This window comes from Achromobacter sp. UBA5777, from assembly GCF_002418565.1.
GTDB classification, from domain to species: Bacteria; Pseudomonadota; Gammaproteobacteria; order Burkholderiales; family Burkholderiaceae_B; genus Achromobacter; species Achromobacter animicus.
Genome location: NZ_DIEJ01000056.1, coordinates 1 through 19,554, shown reverse-complemented (window position 1 = coordinate 19,554; position 19,554 = coordinate 1). Strand labels below are relative to the sequence as shown.

Sequence of the window (19,554 nt, the reverse complement as noted above, 5' to 3'; positions counted from 1 at the left end):
GACAGATCCAGCGGCAGGAGAGGCGTGCCGAGCAGCGCGGCCAGTGCGGCGACGCCGTCGTCGCCGCCGGGCGGGCAGCGGTTGATCGGCGCGGCGCCCTCGGCGATGGCGTCGGCATACGGCCGGCAGCCGTCGTAACCGCATTTGGTGCATTGCGTCTGAGGCAGCAAGGCGTCAACGCGGTCGGCTAATGAGCGACAGGACATGTAAAGCCAGTAATGAAAAGGGGCCGCTGGGGCCCCGGGGTACGGATCAGGTTGCCGGCGGCCGGCGCGGGGCCGTCGTCAAGCCGATTGCCGGATGAACTCGGCAATTTTAGGACAGATCATTTCGCGCCACCGGCGGCCCGAGAAAATGCCGTAGTGGCCGCAGTTCGGCGCGGTGTAGTGCGACTTGCGGTCGGCCGGAATGTTCTTGCACAGCTTGATCGCGGCGCGCGTCTGGCCCTGGCCGGAAATGTCGTCCAGTTCGCCTTCGATGGTGAACAGCGCGACGCTCTTGATGTCGGCTGGGCGCACCACCTTGCCGTCGACTTCCCACGTGCCATTGGGCAGATCGAAGTCCTGGAACACCATGCGGATCGTGTCCAGGTAGAACTCGGCCGGCATGTCCAGCACGGCGTTGTATTCGTCGTAGAAGCGGCGATGCGCTTCGGCATCGCTGTCGTCGCCACGCAGCAGGTCCAGGTAGAAATCGTAGTGCGACTTCATGTGGCGGTCGGGATTCATGGCCATGAATCCCGCGTGCTGCAGGAACCCCGGATACACGCGGCGGCCGGCGCCCGGATAGCGGGGCGGCACGGGGTGGATCACCTGATTCTCGAACCACGAATAGGGCTTGGTGGTGGCCAGGCGATTGACCTGCGTGGGCGACTGGCGCGGGTCGATGGGGCCACCCATCATCACCATGCTGCGCGGCTGGCAGGGATCGTTGGCCGACGCCATCAGCGACACGGCGGCCAGCACCGGCACCGTGGGCTGGCAGACGGAAATGACGTGCACGTCCGGGCCCAGATGGCGGATGAAGTCCTGCACGTAGCGCACGTAGTCGTTCAGATGGAACGGACCGGCCGCCAGCGGCACCATGCGCGCGTCGACCCAGTCGGTCACATAGACATCGTGGTTGGGCAGCAGGGCGCGCACGGTGTCGCGCAGCAGGGTGGCGTGGTGCCCGGAGAGCGGGGCGACCAAAAGCACCTTGGGATCGTTCTTACCGGCCAGGCGCACGTCGCGCTGGAAGTGCACCAGGCGGCAGAACGGCTTGTCCAGGGCCACGGCTTCGATCACGCGGGCGGACTTGCCGCCGATCTGGGTGGTGGGCAGATTCCAGGCGGGCTTCTGGTATTCCTTGCCGATACGGGTCATCAGCTCGTACCCGGCGGCCATCTGGCGGGAGATCGGGGTATAGGCGAGCGGGCTGTAGGGGCTGGAGAACAGCTGAGAACCGGCGTCCGTGAATGCAGCGAACGGAGTCAGGAAAGCGCGCTGCATTTCGTGCAATTGGTACAGCATTTCGGGGAAGTCCTTCTGGGTCGAGCGTGTGCCCCGATTATTGCTCCGGGGCGTAACGATATTTCCAATCAGCCTGAAGAATGTCCGGCAAACTGCCCTGTTTTGTTGCTAAAAAGCGACCCGTCATATGTTACGCACCAGTTTAGGGCCGCGTTAATGCCTTGCGGTGATACCAAATGGTGGATTTACGGACTACGCCACGCGGGGGCGGATCACCAGTAGTTTTCGACTGCCAGGTTGCCCGGAATGCCGCGGCGTCCGGGCTTGAACCCACGATCACCCAGCAATTTGCGTGCCTCTGCCAGCATGGCGGGGTTGCCGCACAGCATGACCTTGGCGGTCTCTGGATCCAGCGGTTGGCCGGCTAGCTGCTCCAGGCGGCCGTCGGCGATCAGCGTGGTGATGCGCGCTTGCGGCATGCCGGGCACGGCTTCGCGGGTGGCGATGGGCAGGTAGACGAGCTTGCCAGGGTCGGCGGCAAAGACGTCGGCCAGGGCCGGATCGCGGCGCCAGCCGTCGATTTCGTCGTGGTAGGCGAGTTCGGCGGCGGTGCGCACGCCGTGCACCAGGATGATGCGGTGGTAGGCGCGCCAGACGGCGGGGTCGCGCAGGATGGACAGGTAGGCCGACAGGCCGGTGCCCGAGGCAAGCAGCCACAGGTCGCCGCCGGGCGCAAAGCGTTCCAGCGTCAGAAAGCCGTAGGGGGCTTTTTCGACGTAAAGCGCGTCGCCGGGCTGCAAACGCGCCATGCGCGGGCTGAACAGACCTTCGGGGACGACGATTGAATAGAACTCCAGGCCCGGCTCATGCGGGGCCGACACCATGGAGTAGGCGCGCCAGATGGTGGGCGGACCATCGGGGTTTTCAGCGCCGGGCAGGCCGACCCGGGCGAACTGGCCCGGCAGGAACGTGAAGGCTTCGTCCCGCGTCACGCGCACGGAGAACAGTTTGTCCGGCACCCAGGTGTGGACGCTGGTGATGGTCTGGCGCGTGTATTTGGAGTCGTCGGTCATCGGGACATCGCACGAAAGCGCCGGTCTGGCCGGCGCCCGTGGATTACTTTTCCAGGTATTGCAGCTTGTCCTGCTTGCCGTTCCAGTCGTCGGCGTCGGGCAGGGGCTTCTTGGCACGGCTGATGCTGGCGAACTCCGGAGAGAGTTCGGCATTCAGCGCGATGAAATTGAGTTGGTCCTGCGGCACGTCTTCTTCGGCGTAGATCGCGTTGGCGGGGCATTCGGGGATGCAGACCGCACAGTCGATGCATTCGTCCGGGTCGATCACGAGGAAGTTCGGACCCTCACGAAAACAGTCCACCGGGCACACGTCGACGCAATCGGTGTACTTGCACTTGATACAGTTTTCGGTGACTACGTGGGTCATTCAGGAACTCCGGGGCTCGGCGGCAGATGTGTCTTAATGGGCGGATTTTACCCAATGCCGCGCGGATGTGTCGGCAATACCCGTATTGACAGCGTGGCACTTCGTGCCGAAGCCCCTGTTCTTCATGCTATGGTGTCGCGAAACGAAACGCGCAATCATGATTATTACTTCGCTGCTCGACACCGACCTGTATAAATTCAGCATGATGCAAGTGGTGCTGCATCATTTCCCCGCTGCCCAGGTCGAGTACCGGTACAAATGCCGTACGAAGGGCGTGGATTTGCGCCCCTATATGGACGAAATCCGCCAGGAAGTGCATCAGCTGTGCCAATTGCGCTTCACGGACGACGAACTTAAATATCTGGGCAACTTGCGCTTTATCAAAAGCGACTTTGTTGATTTCCTTCGTCTGTTCCACATGCCCGAACGCTGCATCCACATCAGCGAAGGCGAGGGACCCGGTGAAATCAGCATCGAGGTCAAGGGCCCGTGGCTGCACACGATCCTGTTCGAAATCCCCGTGCTGGCGATCGTCAACGAGGTCTATTTCCGCAACACGCGCAAGCATCCGGACTGGGAAGAAGGCCGCAAACGCCTGCAGTCCAAGATGCACCTCGTGCTGGATGATCCCGCGCTGGCCGACTTCCGCGTGGCCGAATACGGCACGCGGCGCCGCTTCTCCAAGGCCTGGCACGAAGAGATCGTCACCACCCTGAAAGCCGAGATGGGGCCGCATTTCGCGGGGTCCAGCAACGTGCTGCTCGCCAAAGAGCACGACGTGCTGCCGCTGGGCACCATGGGCCACGAATACCTGCAGGCCTGCCAGGCGCTCGGTCCGCGCCTGCGCGATTCGCAGGTGTTCGCACTGGAAGTGTGGGCCAAGGAATACCGCGGCGACCTCGGCATCGCGCTGTCCGACGTTTACGGCATGGATGCGTTCCTGCGCGACTTCGACATGTATTTCTGCAAGCTCTTTGATGGCGCGCGCCACGATTCCGGCGATCCCTTCATCTGGGGCGAGCGTCTCCTCGAGCACTACCGCAAGAACCGCGTGGATCCGCGCGCCAAGACCCTGGTGTTCTCGGATTCGCTGACCTTCCCGCGCGCCATCGAGCTGGCGCGCCAGTTCTCGGGGCGCTGCAAAGTGTCCTTCGGCATCGGCACCAACCTCACCAACGACCTCGGCCACGAACCGCTGCAGATCGTCATGAAGATGGTCCGCTGCAATGGTCAGCCGGTGGCGAAGGTGTCGGATGCGCCCGAGAAGACGATGTGCGACGATCCCGCCTACCTGGCCTATCTGCGCCAGGTTTTCCAATTGCCGCCCGCCTGACGACGCCCGCGCGCCGCACGCGGGCAATTTGCCCAGTTCCACCCAAACCACTCGACTCTAGGGGAATTCTCATGAGCAGCATCAAGCGCTTTCACGTGACCAAGCGCCTGTCGGACATGGCCGTGTACAACGGCGTGGCCTACCTGGCAGGCCAGGTGCCGGACGATGCCACGCTGGACATCACCGGCCAGACCGAGCAAGTGCTCGCCACGATCGACCGCCTGCTGGCCGAAGCCGGCACCGACAAGACCAAGATCCTGATGGCCCAGATCTACGTGGCCAACATGAAGGAATTCGACGGCATGAACAAGGCCTGGGATGCATGGGTCGCCGACGGCAACTCGCCCCCCCGCGCCACCGTTGAAGCCCGCCTTGCCAACCCCGACTACAAGGTCGAGATCGTGGTGACGGCCGCGCTTTGATGCACGGTCAGGGCCGGCTGCGGCTAGCCTTGTGAAAAAGCCCTCTGGCGTGAGCCGAGGGCTTTTTTTGGCTCTGGTGTCAGACACCGGCAGTGAAGAACGCCGCCTCACGCGCCCATCAGCATCATCCCGGCCAGCAGGCCGCCCTGTTCCTCGCAGCGCGCCAGATCCGCAGTCGGCACCGTCTTGGCCGCCAGGATCTGCTCCGCCGTCTGCGCGCCCATGTTTACGATGACGGCCGGCGCCACCGCCGTCAGCCGCCAGCCCGTGCAGATGCGTTCGACCTGCCGGGCCGCGCCCGAGCCGTCGCAGCCCGCGCTGATCAGGGCGGCATAGGGCAGTCCCTGGATGCGGTCCAGCACCGCGTAGTAATTGCGGTCGAAGAACTCCTTCATCTCGCCGCTCAGGCTGGCTAGGTTCTCGGGGGCGCTGAAGAGAAACCCCTGGCTGGCCAGCAAGACATCGGCATCGGCGTCCTGCGCGCGCCGCAGTTCGATGCGCAGATCGTCCGGCTGCTCCAGGGCAGCGGCCGCCGACGCCGCGCCGCGCGCCGGCGCCTGCGCCATCTGCTGGGCCGCGCCCGTGCGCGAATGCCAGACGATCAGCAACTGCTTCATGCAAACCGCTCCAGCGGATCCTGCCGGTAATAGGCCCGCAGCATGGCATACCACTCGGGCAGCGCTTGCTGCATGGGAAAGGGATCCACGAAGAAGTGTTCCGAACTGACCGCGAAGAACTCGCCTTCGTCCGTGGCCGCGTAGGGATCCATCGGCAACTGGCCGTACCAGGCGTCCGCTTCCTCGCTCTCAGGGTCCACGTCGTGCGGAATCGCCGCTTCCACGGCGTCGACCGCCGCGATGAAGCGGTCCAGGCTGTCCTCCAGCACCTGACGCCACGCGCGCGGCTTGATGTCGGGATGCGCGGACAGCGACGGCATGCCGTCCGCAAAGCCCGAACGCAGGTCCAGCTTGTGAGCGAATTCGTGGATCACCACATTGAAGCCCCCCTCGGACAGCTGCGTGTCTTCCCACGACAGCACCAGCGGCCCGCCTTCCCAGGCTTCGCCCGCGGCGTCCTCGATGTACTCGTGGACCACCCCGTCCTCGTCCTCGCGCGTCCGGGGGATGCGAAAGCTCGCGGGATACACGATGATCTCGTCCCACCCCTCATACAGCTCGGGCGTGAGATTCAGGATGGGCAAGCAGGCCTGCGCGGCGATGGATAGCCGCATGAAGTCCGAGACCTCCAGCCCCTGCGCGCCATTGATCGTCTTGCTGGCGAGCAGCCAGGCGGCGCGCGCTTGCAATTGGGCGGCTTCGCTTTCGGTCAGCGCCGCCAGAAACGGGTAGGTGTCCAGCACCTGCCGCCAGAGTTCGGGCGGGATGCGGGCCTGCATCTCGGCGACCTCGGACGGGCGGGCGCCGCGGCCCTTCAGCCAGCGCAACATAAGCTTTGGTTCCTTCCATATGCCGGGATGCGGCAGTGTGTTCAAGGTGACTGAACCCTAGTGTAGAGTGTCGAAATATTCAACCCGATACCTGCGCTACGCCCCGTCATGTCCGCCCCGTCCGTTCCCGATGCGCCTTCGCCATTTGACGCTTCCTGGCGGCAGGAGGCCGGATCGGGCCTGGATGCCGAGGGCCTGGCGCTGCTGGACCGGGTTGCCTGCTGGGCCGAGCCTCGCTTCCAGGGCCAGAACGCCCTGACGGGCGAGCCGCTGGCCGGCCATGCCGCCGGCGTCGTCCGTATCCTGGCGGCCTTGCACACCGATGCCGCCGCGCGCGCCGCCGCCCTCCTGGCCACGCTGCCCACCGACCTGATGGCCCCCGCGCCCTCGTTGCGCAACGACCCCATCGCGGTCGCCTTCGGCGCGGAGATCGCGCGGCTGGTGCAGGGCGCCTACGCGTTGCTGCGCCTGGGCGTGGTGGCCCGGCAGGCCAGCGATGCCTCGGCCGAAAGCGGTTCGCAGAAGGAAATGCAGCGCAAGATGCTGCTGGCCATGGCGGCCGACCTGCGCATCGTGCTGATGCGCCTGGCGTCCCGGCTGCGCACGCTGCGCTGGCACGCCGAAAGCAAGGCGCCTTGCTCGCCCAGCTTCGCCCGCGAAACGCTGGACCTGTACGCGCCGCTCGCCAACCGGCTGGGCATCTGGCAGATCAAGTGGGAAATGGAAGACCTGTCCTTCCGTTTCCTCGAGCCCGACAAGTACAAGCACATCGCTCGCCTGCTCGAAGAAAAGCGGGTCGAGCGCGAGGCCTTCATCGCGGGCGCCATCACGCGCCTGCAGCAGGCGCTGGCCAAGACCGGCATCGACGCCGAGGTCAGCGGCCGGCCTAAGCACATTTACAGCATCTGGAACAAGATGCGCGTCAAGCGCCTGGATTTTTCCCAGATGTACGACCTGCGGGCGCTGCGCGTCATCGTCGACGATGTGCGCGCCTGCTACACGGCGCTGGGCATGGTGCACGAGATGTGGACGCCGCTGTCCGACGAGTTCGACGACTACATCTCGCGGCCCAAGCCCAACGGCTACCGGTCGCTGCATACGGTGGTGGCCGACGACGACGGCCGTCCCTTCGAAGTGCAGATCCGCACGCGCGAGATGCACCAGTTCGCCGAATACGGGATGGCCGCGCATTGGCGCTACAAGGAAGCGGGCGCCAAGGGCGGGCAGGTCGCCGCCTCCAGCGAATACGACCGGCAGCTCGCATGGATGCGCCAGCTGCTGGCCTGGAACACCGATGTCGAGGGTGGCGAAAGCACGCCGCCCGAGCCTGCCAAGCCCGCCACGGGCCGAGGCGCCGCGGGCAAGAGCCGCGGCGCGGTGACGGCGCCGGCGCATACCGACGAACGCATCTACGTGCTGACGCCCCAGGCGCGCGTGATCGAACTGCCCGCCGGCGCCACGCCGGTGGATTTCGCCTACCACCTGCATACCGACCTGGGCCACCGCTGCCGCGGCGCGCGCGTCGATGGGCAGATGGTGCCGCTGCAGACGCACCTGTCCACCGGCCAGACCGTGGAGATCATCTCCGCCAAGTCCGGCGGCCCGTCGCGCGACTGGCTCAATCCCCAGCTCGGTTTTCTGGCCAGCCCGCGCGCCCGCGCCAAGGTGCGGATGTGGTTCAACGCGATCGAACTGCAGCAGCGCATCACGCAGGGGCAGGCGCTTGTCGAAAAGGAATTGCAGCGCCTGGGCAAGACGGCCATCAATCTGGAACAGCTGGCCCAGAACCTGGGCTTTGCGCGGGCCGACGACCTTTACGTCGCCGCCGCCAAGGAAGAATTCAGCCTGCGCCAGATCGACGCGGTGTTCCAGCAGCCGGCGCCCGCGGTCGAACCCACGCCGGCCGCCTTGCGGCACGCCAGCGCCGGCAGCGCCGAGAAAAGCGGCAAGAGCGGCGTACTGGTGGTGGGGGTGGGGTCGCTGCTGACGCAGCTGGCCCGATGCTGCCGCCCGGCGCCGCCGGATGCGATCTCCGGCTTCGTGACACGGGGGCGCGGCGTGTCCATCCATCGCCGCGACTGCCACAGCTATCTGGCGCTGGCCGCGCGCGAGCCCGAGCGCGTCATCGAAGTGGCGTGGGGCGAAACGGCCGACACCTTCTATCCGGTGGACATCAGCGTGCGCGCGCATGACCGCTCGGGTCTATTGCGCGACCTGTCTGAAGTGTTTGCGCGGTTGCGCCTGAACGTCGTGGGCGTGAACACGCAGAGCAAGCAGTCGCTTGCCCATATGGTGTTCACGGTGGAGGTGCGCGGCGGCGAATCGCTGTCCCGCGCGCTGGATGCGCTGGCCGAAGTGCCAGGCGTGTCGTCGGCGATGCGCCGTTAGGCGCAGTTTCTGGCAGCGAGAACCGCTGCCGGTTCATTCCCCGCGGCCGCCGCTGGCGCGAAGGCCAGGCGGCAGCACGCGGCGGGTCAGGCCTCAGTGCTCCAGTTCTTCATGCGCGCGGTCGCGCATGTAGAACGCCGCGACCAGACCCAGCGCCACGCCAAACATCACGTAGTACGCCGGTGCCATGGGCGAGCCGGTGGTCTTGATCAGCCAGGTCACGATGAACTGTGCGAAGCCGCCGAAGATCATCACGGCCACGTTGTAGGCCAGCGACAGGCCCACGGAACGCACGCGCGCCGGGAACAGCTCGGCCATCACCGTGCTGAACACGCCGAAGAACGCCGACACGAAAATGCAAACCACGACCTGCACGGTCAGCAGGCGGCCGATCGACGGCGCGTCCGACAGCCAGAAGTACAGCGGGTACAGCACGATCAGGTAGCCGATCAGCGAGCCGATCACGAGCGGACGGCGGCCAATGCGGTCGGACCAGGCGCCCATGAACGGGGTCAGCACCACCATCAGCGCCGCGCCGGCCATCTGCACCAGGAAGGTCTGGTTCAGCGGCAGCATCAGCACCTTGGTCGAATAGGTGACCAGATACGTGAACGTGATGTAGATCGACACCGTGGCCGTCACCACAAGACCCACGCCGATCAGCGTCTCGCGGGTGTGGGTGCGCAGCATCTGGCCCAGCGACAGGCGCTTGACCTCACCGCGTTCGGCCGCCTGGCGGTCGGCTTCCTTCATCTGCTTGAAGGCGTCCGTTTCGTCGACGTTGCGGCGGATATAGATGGCGATCGGCACAATCACCAAGCCGAAGGCGAAGGGCAGGCGCCATGCCCAGTCGGCAATCTGCTGCTCGGTGAAGAACTCGGTGATGAGCGTGCCGCAAGCCGCGCCGATCAACAGGGCCAGCATCTGGCCTGCCATCTGCCACGAGCCATAGAAGCCGCGTTTGCCGTTGGGCGCCATCTCGATCAGCAGCGCCGTCGACGTGCCGAACTCGCCGCCCGCCGAGAAGCCTTGCAGGAGGCGCGCGATCAGGATGAAGATCGGGGCCAGGATGCCGGCCGCGTGGTAGGTCGGGGCCACCGTGATCAGCGCAATGGACACGGCCATCAGCGAGGTCACCAGCACCATGGCGGCCTTGCGGCCCTTGCGGTCGCCGTACAGGCCCAGGATGATGCCGCCTACCGGGCGCATGAAGAAACCCACGCCGAAGATGGCGGTGGTCATCAGGATGGCGTTCAGTTCGCTGCCGGGGACGCTGGGGTCGGTGGGAAAGAACAGTTTGGCGATGATCGGCGTCATGAACGCGAACACCAGGAAGTCATACCATTCGAGCGCGTTGCCTATTACCGCTGCCACGATGTTGCGTGTGGGGACTGCTTTGTGCTGCACGGGATCTCCTTGGGGGCTTTAATTTCCGGGCGACATTCTAGGCGGTGCCGCCCCGGCCGTCTTGCGCGTCGTCCGAAAAGCGGTCGTTCGGAAGTTTGCCCTTCGGAATACGGCCATCCAGATGGGGCGCGTCCGGGACGCGGCCGCCGCCTGGCTTTACACTGCGTCTTTTCCCCACGAGAGTAGTGACATGAACGCGCGCACCTGGCTGGAAACGCTGGTTGGCTTTGACACCACCAGCCGCAATTCCAATCTTGCCCTGATCGAAACCGTCCGTGACTGGCTCAAGGGCCAGGGCGTCGAGGCATGGCTGGCGCACAACCCCGAGCGCACCAAGGCCAACCTCTTTGCCACGCTGCCGGCGCAAGACGGCAACCAGCAGGGCGGCATCGTCCTGTCGGGCCACACCGACGTGGTGCCCGTGGATGGTCAGGACTGGAGCACGGATCCGTTCAAGCTCGTCGAAGAAGACGGCCTGCTCTATGGCCGCGGCGCCTGCGACATGAAGGGCTTCATCGCCGGGTCGCTGGCCCTGGTGCCTGAATTCCTGGCCATGCCGCGTAAGAAGCCGATCCACCTGGCGTTCTCCTACGACGAGGAAGTCGGCTGCGCGGGCGCGCCTTACATGCTGGCAGACCTGCACGAGCGCGGCATCCGCCCCGAGGGCTGCGTGGTGGGTGAACCCACCGGCATGCAGGTCGTGGTGGCTCACAAGGGGATCAACCTCTTCCGCTGCAAGGTGCACGGCAAGGCGGCCCACTCGTCGCTCACGCCGCGCGGCTGCAACGCCATCGAATACGCCGCCCGCCTGATCTGCCGCATCCGCGACCTGGCTGACAGCTTCAAGGCCAACGGTCCCTACGACCAGTTCTACGACGTGCCGTTCTCCACGATGACCACCAACCAGATCCGGGGCGGCATCGCGGTCAACACCATTCCCGAGCTGTGCGAATTCACGTACGAATTCCGCAACCTGCCGGGCATGCGTCCGGACGACATCCAGGCGGAAGTCGAAAAATACGTGCGCGAAGAGCTGCTGCCGAAGATGAAGGCCGAATTCGACGGCGCCACCATCGAGATCGAGACCGGCGCCGCCGCGCCCGCGCTGGAAGCCTCGGAAGAAGCCGCCATCACGCAGTTGGTGCGCGCCCTGACCGAAGACCGCGCCACGCGCAAGGTCGCCTACGGCACCGAAGCCGGCCTGTTCCAGGGCATCGGCATCCCCACGGTGGTCTGCGGCCCCGGCCATATCGAACAGGCCCACAAGCCCAACGAATACGTGGCCCTGGACCAGATGGCCGCCTGCGAAACCTTCCTGCGCCGCATGGGCCAGTCCCTCTGACGAGCGGGGCGCCCGGCAGCGGGCGGCACGCCGGTGCCGTCCGCGTCAGGTAAAATGCCGGGTTGCAAACCGGATTTGCGGCTGGCATTGGCCTGCCGCGATCCCGGGGGAGATGCTTTGGTGAAACCTTACGACTTTCCGGATGCCAAGGGCCATTTCGGGCCTTATGGCGGTGTTTTCGTGGCGGAAACGCTGATGCACGCGCTCGACGACCTGCGCGCGTCCTATGACCGTTACCGGGTCGATCCCGCCTTCCTGGAAGAGTTCAACTACGAGCTCAAGCATTTCGTGGGCCGGCCCAGCCCGGTCTACCATGCCCGGCGCTGGTCTGAACTCGTGGGCGGCGCCCAGATCTGGTTCAAGCGCGAAGACCTGAACCACACCGGCGCGCACAAGGTCAACAACTGCATTGGCCAGGCGCTCCTGGCCAAGCGCATGGGCAAGCCGCGCGTCATCGCCGAAACCGGCGCGGGCCAGCACGGCGTGGCCACCGCCACGGTCGCGGCCCGCTACGGCATGGAATGCGTGGTGTACATGGGCAGCGAAGACGTGCGCCGCCAGGCCTCCAACGTCTACCGCATGAAGCTCCTGGGCGCTACGGTGGTGCCCGTGAACTCCGGCTCGCGCACCCTGAAGGACGCGCTGAACGAAGCCATGCGCGACTGGGTCACCAACATCGAAAACACGTTCTACATCATCGGCACGGTGGCGGGTCCCGACCCCTATCCCCGTATGGTTCGCGACTTCCAGACCGTCATCGGCAACGAATGCCTGACGCAGATGCCCGAGGCCATCGGCCGCCAGCCCGACTACGTCGTGGCGGCGGTGGGCGGCGGCTCCAATGCCATGGGCATCTTCCATCCCTACATCCCCTACGAAAACGTGCGCCTGATCGGCGTCGAGGCCGCGGGCGAGGGCATGGACAGCGGCAAGCACGCCGCATCGCTGGCCGCGGGCCAGGTGGGCGTGCTGCACGGCAACCGCACCTACGTCATGCAGAACGCCGATGGCCAGGTTCAAGAAACGCATTCCGTCTCGGCCGGCCTGGACTATCCTGGCGTCGGTCCGGAACACGCCTGGCTCAAGGATTCGGCCCGTGCCGAGTACGTCGGCATCACCGACGACGAAGCCCTGAAGGCCTTCCACGACTGCTGCCGCATCGAAGGCATCATGCCCGCGCTGGAGTCGTCGCACGCCATCGCCCAGGCCGTCAAGATGGCCGCCACGCTGCCCCGCGACGCCGTCATCCTGGTCAATCTGTCTGGCCGCGGCGACAAGGACATGCACACCGTCGCCGAACGCGCCGGCATCGAGCTCTGAACATGACAACCCGCACCGATCGCATTGCCGCGGCTTTCGCGCGCACCGCAGAATCCGGCCGCGCAGCGGCCCTGATTCCCTACATCGCCGCCGGCGATCCTTCCCCCGCCGCTACGGTGCCGCTGATGCACGCGCTGGTTGACGCCGGCGCCGACGTCATCGAACTGGGTGTGCCGTTCTCGGACCCCATGGCCGACGGCCCGGTCATCCAGCGCGCCGCAGACCGCGCCATCGCGCAAGGCGTGGGCCTGGCCCGCGTCCTGGAGCTGGTGGCCGACTTCCGCCGGCGCGACACCGCGACGCCCGTGGTCCTGATGGGCTACGCCAATCCCATCGAACGCATGGGCCAGGCCGAATTCGCCAGCCGTGCCGCGCAGGCCGGCGTGGACGGCGTGCTGGTCGTGGACTACCCGCCCGAAGAAGTCATCGAGTTCGCCGCCACCCTGGGCGAACACGGCATCGCGCCCATCTTCCTCTTGGCGCCCACCTCCACTGAAGACCGCATCAAGGCTGTCGCGGCCGTGGCACGCGGTTATGTGTACTACGTGTCGCTCAAGGGCGTGACGGGTGCGGGCTCGCTGAACACCGATGACGTCGCCGACCGCGTGGCCGTGATCCGCCGCCACGTGCGCGACATCCCGGTTGGCGTGGGCTTCGGCATCCGCGACGCCGAAAGCGCCCAGCGCGTGGCGCGCGCCGCCGATGCGGTGGTCATCGGCAGCAAACTGATTGAAACCATGGAGCAGGCGGTCGCCAACGCACCGGCTGCCCAGCAAACCGACGCCGCAGTCGCCGCCGCCAGCGGCTGGCTGCGCACCATCCGGCAGGCGCTGGATCAAGTAAAACGAGAGAACGCGTCGGCCTGAGCGGCCGGGTCGCGATCTCAAACGGGATGAATACTCAATGAGCTGGATCGATAAACTCCTGCCGCCTCGCATCAACAAAACCAGCGACAGCGGCGCCCGCCGCGTGCCCGAAGGCCTTTGGGTGAAATGCCCGTCGTGCGAATCGGTGCTGTATAGCGAAGACCTGGCGGCCAACCTCCACGTCTGCCCCAAGTGCGACCACCACATGCGGATCGGGGCTCGCGCCCGCATCGATTCGCTGCTGGACATGGAAGGCCGCGTTGAAATCGGCCAGAACACGCGTTCGGTCGACACCCTGAAGTTCAAGGACACGCGCAAGTACCCCGAGCGTCTGCAAGAGGCCGTCAAGGCAACGGGCGAAAGCGACGCGCTGGTCGTCATGAGCGGCTCGATCCGCGGCGTGCCCGCCACGCTGGCCTGCTTCGAATTCGAATTCATGGGTGGCTCGATGGGCTCGGTGGTGGGCGAGCGCTTTGCGCGCGGCGCTCAAGCGGCCCTCGACAACAAAACCCCCTTCATCTGCGTGGCCGCCTCGGGTGGCGCGCGCATGCAGGAAAGCCTGCTGTCGCTCATGCAGATGGCCAAGACCAACGCCATGCTGACCCGCCTGTCGGCCGCCGGCCTGCCGTTCATCAGCGTCCTCACCGATCCGACCATGGGCGGCGTGTCGGCCAGCTTTGCCTTCATGGGCGACGTGGTCATCGCCGAACCCAAGGCGCTGATCGGCTTTGCCGGTCCGCGCGTGATCGAACAGACCGTGCGTGAAAAGCTGCCTGAAGGCTTCCAGCGCGCCGAGTTCCTGCTGCAGAAGGGCGCGATCGACATGGTCGTCGACCGCCGCCAATTGCGCGAGGAAATCGCCCGCCTGCTGGCGCTGCTGACCAACCAGCCGGCGGACGTGGTCACCGCCTGATCGGGCCGACATTGCCGGGGCTGCCGCTTGCGGCCGCATCGGCGTCAACAAGATGCCGCCGGCTGCTACGCGCGCCTGGCGGCATTTTGTTTTTCCGCGACAGGGTGGCCCCTGGGCACGAGACTTGCTCCCGCCGCCTAGCGCAATTTCACCTGCGTGAATCCCGCGATTTTCGGAACAGTCTTTTTCACGGCGCTTTGTTGCCATATTGCGACATGCGCGAACCGTGTTGGTCCGGATTTTGCTAATGTTCCCCGTTAGTCCAGAAATAGATGGAGTTAATCCCATGCAGTCGACGAAGAAGAAAATGCTGACGCGCCTTGCCGGCCTTACCCTGGCAGGGGTTGCCACCTTTGCTAGCGCCCAGTCGTCCGAGGGCACCCAAGGTGGCGTCAGCCTGCACTATGGCATTGGCGACCACTACAAGCGCCTGACCCTGAACTACGAGACTGCCTCGCTCTGGACCTATCAATTTGGCGGCAACTGGGGTCGTCTGGACCTGACGCCCGAATTCGGCGCGTCGTACTGGCAAGCCGACGGCTCGCGTTCGCCGGGCCACGTCTGGCAGTTCAGCGCCATCCCGATGTTCCGCTGGTGGACCGGCGAACGCTTCTACATCGAAGCGGGTATCGGCGCCACGCTGTTCTCCAGCACGCGCTTTGCCGACGAAAACATCAGCACGGCCTTCCAGTTCGGCGACCACGTTGGCGTGGGCTTCCTGGTCACGCCGAACAACCGTATCGGCGTGCGCTATTCGCACTTCTCGAACGCCAGCATCAAGCGCCCGAACCCGGGCCTGGACGTGGTGCAGCTCACCTACACGTACCAGTTCTGATCGCATGGCGCCGGCGCGGCGCGTGCTCGCGTTAGCCAGCGCCCCGCTCGCAGATCTTGAAAACCACCCATCAGGGTGGTTTTTTTTTGCCGCGCCGGTGTACATGTCCCGCGCGCCCATCGTCGCCTAAACGACAAAAAAATTATGTTTTGACTGCGTGTCCACGTACTTGTTGGTGTTGAGTGCAATGGCCAGAATGCCCTGGCAGCATCCAAAACCACAACGAGCCGTCGCTCGGGCTTCCGATCCGCCGCTGCGCGCGCGGGCGCGGCCAGATCCGGCAGGCGGCACACGGAGACTCAGATGAAACACCCCTGTACGCAGGCGCGCCGCTTGGCGCGCATGGCCGGCGCCGCCGGCCTGGCCCTTGCCCTGGCCACCGCCTCGTCCGCCGTCCTGGCCGACGACTTCCCGAACAAGCCCTTGCGTATGGTCGTCGGCTTCGCGCCGGGCGGCGGCGCGGATATCGTGGCCCGGCTGGTCGGCGCCAAGATGGCCGAGAGCCTGGGCCAGCAGGTCGTGGTGGAAAACCGCGCGGGCGCCACGGGCACGATTGCGGCCGACAACGTCGCGCGTTCCCCCGCGGATGGCTATTCGCTGTTCCTCGGATCGCAATCCACCATGGTGGTGGCGCCGTCGCTGTTCCCCACGCTGCCGTTCAAGCCCGAGACCGATTTCGAGCCGGTATCGCAGGTCGTGACCATGCCGCTGATCCTCGTGGTCAATCCGGCGCTGATCGACGTCAAGAGCGTCGGGGAACTCACCGAGCACATCCGAAAGGCCGGCAACGGTGCGCTGAGCTACGCGTCGTCCGGGCAGGGCGGCCCGCAGCACATCGCCGGCGAGCTGTACGCGCACCGGGTCGGCACGAAGGTCACGCACGTGCCGTACAAGGGCGAGTCCGCAGCCATCGCCGACGTGTTGGGAGGTCATGTGCCTTACATGTTCGCGAACCTGCCGGTGGCGCTGCCGCACATCGCCTCGGGCAAGGTCCGTCCGCTGGCCATCACCAGCCTCAAACGAGATCCGAAGGCGCCCGAGATTCCGACGCTGGCCGAATCCGGCTTCAAGGACTTCGAGGTGTCGACCTGGTACGGCGTCTTTGCGCCGGCCAAGACGCCCAAGCCGGTGGTCGACAAGCTCTCCGCATCGATCCGCACCGCGCTCGAGCAGCGCGACATGCAGGCCAAGCTGAGCGAGCAGGGCTTCACCGTGGTCGGCAGCGACTCCGCAGACTTCAGCCGTTTTGTCGGCGCCGAACTGCCGCGGTGGTCGGTGCTGATCCGCGATATCGGCATCAAGCCGGAATAGCGCGGACGCTTCGCCTGGGCGCCGCTCAGCCGGGCGCCCCTGAGCCGGGCGCCCCTTCATTCATCCGAGACAACGACATGATCGACTTCACCGAAAAACGCGCCGCCGGCCCCGTCATCCGGCTGCATTCCGCCGACAACGTCGTGGTGGCGCGTGTGCCCATCGGCATCGGCACCGCCGTGCCTGCCGAAGACCTGGTCAGCCGCAGCCAGGTGCCCGCCGGGCACAAGATCGCGGCGCGCGATCTGCGCGCGGGCGAACCCATCCTGAAATACAACGTGTGCATCGGCTTTGCCGCGACGGACATTCCCGCCGGCACCTACGTGCATTCGCACAACATGGACTTCCAGGAGTTCGACCGCGATTATGCGCACGCTCGCGACTACGTGCCGACGCCCCTGCTGCCTGCTTCCGAGCAAGCGCAGTTCCAGGGCATCGTGCGGGCGAACGGGCAGGTCGGCACGCGCAACTACATCGGCATCCTCGCCACGGTGAACTGTTCGGCCACGGTGGTGCACCGCATTGCGTCCGCCTTCACGGAGGACGTGATGGCCGCCTATCCGAACGTGGATGGCGTGGTCGCGCTGAGCCACGGCATGGGCTGCGGCATGGAAATGTCGGGCGAGCCCATGGACCTCCTGCGGCGCACGATGGGCGGGTATGCCTGTCACGCGAATTTCGCAGGCGTGCTGATCGTCGGCCTGGGCTGTGAACGCAACCAGCTCGATGCGCTGCTCAAGGACCAGGGCCTGGAACCGGGCGCGGGGTTGCAGACGTTCATCATGCAGGAGACCGGCGGCACCCGCAAAACGATCGAAGCCGGCATCGCCGCGGTGAAGTCCATGCTGCCCGCCGCCAACGACGTGCGTCGCCAGCCGGTGTCCGCAAGTCACCTGAAGATCGGCCTGCAATGCGGCGGATCGGATGGGTTCTCGTCGATCACCGCCAACCCTGCGCTGGGCGCAGCCATGGACATCCTGGTGCGCCACGGCGGCACGGCCATCCTGTCCGAGACGCCGGAAATCTACGGCGTCGAACACACGCTGACGTCGCGGGCTCGCAGCCGCGAAGTGGGCGAGAAGCTGGTCCAGCGCATCCACTGGTGGAAGGAAGAGTATTCCCCGGGCCGCGATGTGCAGATCAATGGCAAGGTCAGTCCCGGCAACCAGATGGGCGGGCTGGCCAATATCTTCGAGAAGTCGCTGGGCTCGTCGATGAAGGGCGGCACCACGGCGCTGATGGAGGTCTATCGCTACGCGGAGCCCGTCCGGCAGCCCGGCATGGTGTTCATGGACACGCCGGGGTTCGATCCGGTGTCGGCCACCGGGCAGATCGCCGGCGGCGCCAACATGATCTGCTTCACGACAGGCCGCGGTTCGATGTTCGGCGCCAAGCCGGTGCCGTCGATCAAGCTCGCCACCAACACGCCGATGTACGAGCGGCTGACCGAAGACATGGACGTCAATTGCGGCGACATCCTCGACGGCACGGCCACGCTGCAGGAAGTGGCGCAGCGGATTTTCGAAGAGATCCTGCGCGTGGCCTCGGGCGCCCGCAGCAAGAGCGAGTTGCTGGGGCTGGGCGATCACGAGTTCGTGCCCTGGAACATCGGCGTCGTGAGCTGACCGCTTCCGGAAAGCAGACAGCGGACGGCCTGTCGTGACCGTCCGCGCCCGGGCCCAGACGCTCAGGCGTCGGACAGCGAGTCGGCGCCGGGCATGTCGAAGCCGTTGGTCTGCAATGCGGTCTTCAGTGCGTCCGTCTGCGCGGCGTTCAGTTCGACCAGAGGCGGGCGCACCGTGGCCCAGGCCGCATCGCCCGACTTCCAGGCAATGGCGGCCTTCATCGCGGGAATCATCGGGAACTGCTGGAACACGTTGCGCGTGGCGTTCAACCCGGCCTGGCGCTCGTTGGCGTCCGCCTCCTGCCAGCGCTGCTGCAGGGCCACGATGGGACCCGGATTGACGTTGCCCGTGGCCGTGATGCAGCCCACGCCGCCTGCGCGCAGGGTCTGCAGCAGGAATGCCTCGCTGCCCGCATACACCTGGAATCCGCGCGGCGTGAAACGCTCGATCATCGCCGCCGTGTTGGCCCAGTCGCCGCCACTGTCCTTCACGCCGGCCACGATGCCGGGATAGCGAGTCAGCAGGCGGTCGATCAGGTCCAGGCTGAGCGGCACCTGGCTGACGGGCGGGATGTGATACAGGTACAGGCGCAGCTTGTCGTCGCCCACGCCGTCGATCAGCTCGGCAAAGTAGCGGAACAGGCCTTCGTCGCTGACGCCCTTGTAGTAGAAGGGCGGCAGCACCAGCACGCCCATGCTCCCGCTGCGCACCGCATGCTGCGTCAGCGCAATGGCGTCCGGCAGCGCGCACGCGCCCGTGCCCGGCATCAGAGCCGACGGCTCCACGCCCGCGTCCAGCAACGCATCCAGCAGCGTGTGCTTTTCCGCCAGCGACAGCGAGTTGGCCTCGGAGTTGGTGCCGAAGATGGCCAGACCGAGGGACTGCTCGCGCAGCCAGCGGCAGTGCTTCACATAGCGCCCCAGGGCCGGGCGGTAGCGTTCATCGAACGGCGTCAGGACCGGCGAAAAAACGCCGGGAATGCGGGCAGGGGTCGTCATGTCTCTACTCGTTATTGGATGGATGAAAAGGACGCGCCGCGGCCGCGCGGCTGCGATTTCCGATTCTGGCACCGATCCGCCCACCGAACATCTGCTGTTTAATGGGTTCAATCCATAAAATTGTTGTGGTTTGCCGCAGAGCGCGCCACACATCCAAAAGAAGGGGAGACCGTGGATACGCGATATGTGCAGAGCTTTGTGTCGGTCATCGAAAGCGGATCGCTGGCCGAGGCGGCGCGGCGGCTGGACCTGACCCCCGCCGCCATCGCCGCGCGCGTGCGCACGCTGGAAGAAGAACTGGGCGCCACGCTGGTCAAGCGCGTCGGCCGCAGCGTCAAGGCGACCGAAGCCGGCTTGAAGGTGCTGGAGCGTGCCCGCAGCGTGCTGCGCGAGGTGCGCGACCTGCGGGGCCGCGCCCCCGGCGACGCGCCGCCGGGGGGACCGCGCCTTGGGGGC

General features: G+C 65.9%; 19 protein-coding genes. 11 read left to right on the top strand and 8 right to left on the bottom strand.

Annotation, left to right across the window (positions count from 1 at the left end):
* The 4 genes from B3446_RS03855 to fdxA all read right to left on the bottom strand — a co-directional run.
* The coding region (locus tag B3446_RS03855; RefSeq protein ID WP_291377369.1) for an RnfABCDGE type electron transport complex subunit B at positions 1-206 on the bottom strand (206 nt) is incomplete at its 3' end.
* A gap of 78 nt (positions 207-284) precedes the next feature.
* Positions 285-1,511 (bottom strand): polyhydroxyalkanoate depolymerase, encoded by a 1,227-nt coding sequence (locus B3446_RS03850; protein WP_291377368.1) that lies wholly within the window; start codon positions 1,509-1,511, stop codon positions 285-287.
* A 212-nt stretch (positions 1,512-1,723) separates the two neighbouring features.
* Positions 1,724-2,524, bottom strand: coding sequence for a ferredoxin--NADP reductase (locus B3446_RS03845; protein WP_291377367.1), 801 nt, complete (start codon positions 2,522-2,524; stop codon positions 1,724-1,726).
* Positions 2,525-2,567: 43 nt separating this feature from the next.
* On the bottom strand, positions 2,568-2,891 hold the full coding sequence (gene fdxA / locus B3446_RS03840) for a ferredoxin FdxA (protein WP_006218015.1): 324 nt from the start codon (positions 2,889-2,891) through the stop codon (positions 2,568-2,570).
* A gap of 157 nt (positions 2,892-3,048) precedes the next feature.
* Between fdxA and pncB the strand changes: the two genes are divergently transcribed.
* Complete coding sequence (pncB, locus tag B3446_RS03835) at positions 3,049-4,224, top strand: nicotinate phosphoribosyltransferase (RefSeq protein WP_175122977.1); 1,176 nt, start codon at positions 3,049-3,051, stop codon at positions 4,222-4,224.
* 71 nt (positions 4,225-4,295) lie between these two features.
* Positions 4,296-4,646, top strand: coding sequence for a RidA family protein (locus B3446_RS03830; protein WP_056321843.1), 351 nt, complete (start codon positions 4,296-4,298; stop codon positions 4,644-4,646).
* Positions 4,647-4,753: 107 nt separating this feature from the next.
* On the opposite strand, the gene B3446_RS03825 is transcribed toward B3446_RS03830, so the two are convergent.
* Positions 4,754-5,263 (bottom strand): flavodoxin family protein, encoded by a 510-nt coding sequence (locus B3446_RS03825; protein ID WP_291377366.1) that lies wholly within the window; start codon positions 5,261-5,263, stop codon positions 4,754-4,756.
* A complete protein-coding gene (locus tag B3446_RS03820; RefSeq protein ID WP_291377365.1) occupies positions 5,260-6,093 on the bottom strand; it encodes a zinc-dependent peptidase in 834 nt (277 codons plus the stop codon). Before B3446_RS03820 ends, B3446_RS03825 begins: the two co-directional genes overlap by 4 nt.
* A gap of 108 nt (positions 6,094-6,201) precedes the next feature.
* Between B3446_RS03820 and B3446_RS03815 the strand changes: the two genes are divergently transcribed.
* Positions 6,202-8,481: a RelA/SpoT family protein gene (locus B3446_RS03815; RefSeq protein WP_291377364.1), complete on the top strand. Its 2,280-nt coding sequence runs from the start codon at positions 6,202-6,204 to the stop codon at positions 8,479-8,481.
* Between the two features lie 93 nt (positions 8,482-8,574).
* Here B3446_RS03815 and B3446_RS03810 read toward each other — a convergent pair whose 3' ends face one another.
* Positions 8,575-9,888 carry an MFS transporter gene (locus tag B3446_RS03810; RefSeq protein ID WP_175122973.1) on the bottom strand — a complete coding sequence of 438 codons (1,314 nt, stop codon included), beginning with the start codon at positions 9,886-9,888 and terminating at the stop codon, positions 8,575-8,577.
* A gap of 190 nt (positions 9,889-10,078) precedes the next feature.
* Between B3446_RS03810 and argE the strand changes: the two genes are divergently transcribed.
* The 7 genes from argE (at position 10,079) to B3446_RS03775 (ending at position 18,100) form a co-directional block, all read left to right on the top strand.
* A complete protein-coding gene (gene argE, locus B3446_RS03805) occupies positions 10,079-11,230 on the top strand; it encodes an acetylornithine deacetylase (protein ID WP_291377363.1) in 1,152 nt (383 codons plus the stop codon).
* Between the two features lie 120 nt (positions 11,231-11,350).
* Positions 11,351-12,550, top strand: coding sequence for a tryptophan synthase subunit beta (gene trpB, locus B3446_RS03800; protein ID WP_175122971.1), 1,200 nt, complete (start codon positions 11,351-11,353; stop codon positions 12,548-12,550).
* A gap of 2 nt (positions 12,551-12,552) precedes the next feature.
* Positions 12,553-13,416: a tryptophan synthase subunit alpha gene (trpA, locus tag B3446_RS03795; RefSeq protein WP_291377362.1), complete on the top strand. Its 864-nt coding sequence runs from the start codon at positions 12,553-12,555 to the stop codon at positions 13,414-13,416.
* A 37-nt stretch (positions 13,417-13,453) separates the two neighbouring features.
* Positions 13,454-14,329 carry an acetyl-CoA carboxylase, carboxyltransferase subunit beta gene (accD, locus tag B3446_RS03790; protein WP_175122969.1) on the top strand — a complete coding sequence of 292 codons (876 nt, stop codon included), beginning with the start codon at positions 13,454-13,456 and terminating at the stop codon, positions 14,327-14,329.
* A 286-nt stretch (positions 14,330-14,615) separates the two neighbouring features.
* Positions 14,616-15,164 (top strand): acyloxyacyl hydrolase, encoded by a 549-nt coding sequence (locus B3446_RS03785; protein ID WP_291377361.1) that lies wholly within the window; start codon positions 14,616-14,618, stop codon positions 15,162-15,164.
* 303 nt (positions 15,165-15,467) lie between these two features.
* Complete coding sequence (locus tag B3446_RS03780) at positions 15,468-16,475, top strand: Bug family tripartite tricarboxylate transporter substrate binding protein (protein ID WP_175122968.1); 1,008 nt, start codon at positions 15,468-15,470, stop codon at positions 16,473-16,475.
* Positions 16,476-16,552: 77 nt separating this feature from the next.
* Positions 16,553-18,100 (top strand): UxaA family hydrolase, encoded by a 1,548-nt coding sequence (locus B3446_RS03775; RefSeq protein ID WP_291377360.1) that lies wholly within the window; start codon positions 16,553-16,555, stop codon positions 18,098-18,100.
* Between the two features lie 62 nt (positions 18,101-18,162).
* Here B3446_RS03775 and B3446_RS03770 read toward each other — a convergent pair whose 3' ends face one another.
* Positions 18,163-19,098, bottom strand: a complete 936-nt coding sequence (locus B3446_RS03770) for a dihydrodipicolinate synthase family protein (RefSeq protein ID WP_291377359.1) — start codon at positions 19,096-19,098, stop codon at positions 18,163-18,165.
* Between the two features lie 171 nt (positions 19,099-19,269).
* Between B3446_RS03770 and B3446_RS03765 the strand changes: the two genes are divergently transcribed.
* Positions 19,270-19,554, top strand: a 285-nt coding sequence (locus B3446_RS03765) for a LysR family transcriptional regulator (RefSeq protein WP_291377358.1), incomplete at its 3' end; no start/stop codon positions are given.

Excerpts from the sequence above, each read along its gene's own strand:
- accD (WP_175122969.1), top strand. The coding sequence starts at position 13,454 with ATGAGCTGGATCGATAAACTCCTGCCGCCTCGCATCAACAAAACCAGC.
- trpA (WP_291377362.1), top strand. The coding sequence starts at position 12,553 with ATGACAACCCGCACCGATCGCATTGCCGCGGCTTTCGCGCGCACCGCA.
- B3446_RS03825 (WP_291377366.1), bottom strand. The coding sequence starts at position 5,263 with ATGAAGCAGTTGCTGATCGTCTGGCATTCGCGCACGGGCGCGGCCCAG.
- B3446_RS03850 (WP_291377368.1), bottom strand. The coding sequence starts at position 1,511 with ATGCTGTACCAATTGCACGAAATGCAGCGCGCTTTCCTGACTCCGTTC.
- fdxA (WP_006218015.1), bottom strand. The coding sequence starts at position 2,891 with ATGACCCACGTAGTCACCGAAAACTGTATCAAGTGCAAGTACACCGAT.
- argE (WP_291377363.1), top strand. The coding sequence starts at position 10,079 with ATGAACGCGCGCACCTGGCTGGAAACGCTGGTTGGCTTTGACACCACC.
- B3446_RS03785 (WP_291377361.1), top strand. The coding sequence starts at position 14,616 with ATGCAGTCGACGAAGAAGAAAATGCTGACGCGCCTTGCCGGCCTTACC.
- B3446_RS03830 (WP_056321843.1), top strand. The coding sequence starts at position 4,296 with ATGAGCAGCATCAAGCGCTTTCACGTGACCAAGCGCCTGTCGGACATG.
- B3446_RS03775 (WP_291377360.1), top strand. The coding sequence starts at position 16,553 with ATGATCGACTTCACCGAAAAACGCGCCGCCGGCCCCGTCATCCGGCTG.
- B3446_RS03845 (WP_291377367.1), bottom strand. The coding sequence starts at position 2,524 with ATGACCGACGACTCCAAATACACGCGCCAGACCATCACCAGCGTCCAC.
- B3446_RS03770 (WP_291377359.1), bottom strand. The coding sequence starts at position 19,098 with ATGACGACCCCTGCCCGCATTCCCGGCGTTTTTTCGCCGGTCCTGACG.
- pncB (WP_175122977.1), top strand. The coding sequence starts at position 3,049 with ATGATTATTACTTCGCTGCTCGACACCGACCTGTATAAATTCAGCATG.
- B3446_RS03780 (WP_175122968.1), top strand. The coding sequence starts at position 15,468 with ATGAAACACCCCTGTACGCAGGCGCGCCGCTTGGCGCGCATGGCCGGC.
- B3446_RS03815 (WP_291377364.1), top strand. The coding sequence starts at position 6,202 with ATGTCCGCCCCGTCCGTTCCCGATGCGCCTTCGCCATTTGACGCTTCC.
- B3446_RS03820 (WP_291377365.1), bottom strand. The coding sequence starts at position 6,093 with ATGTTGCGCTGGCTGAAGGGCCGCGGCGCCCGCCCGTCCGAGGTCGCC.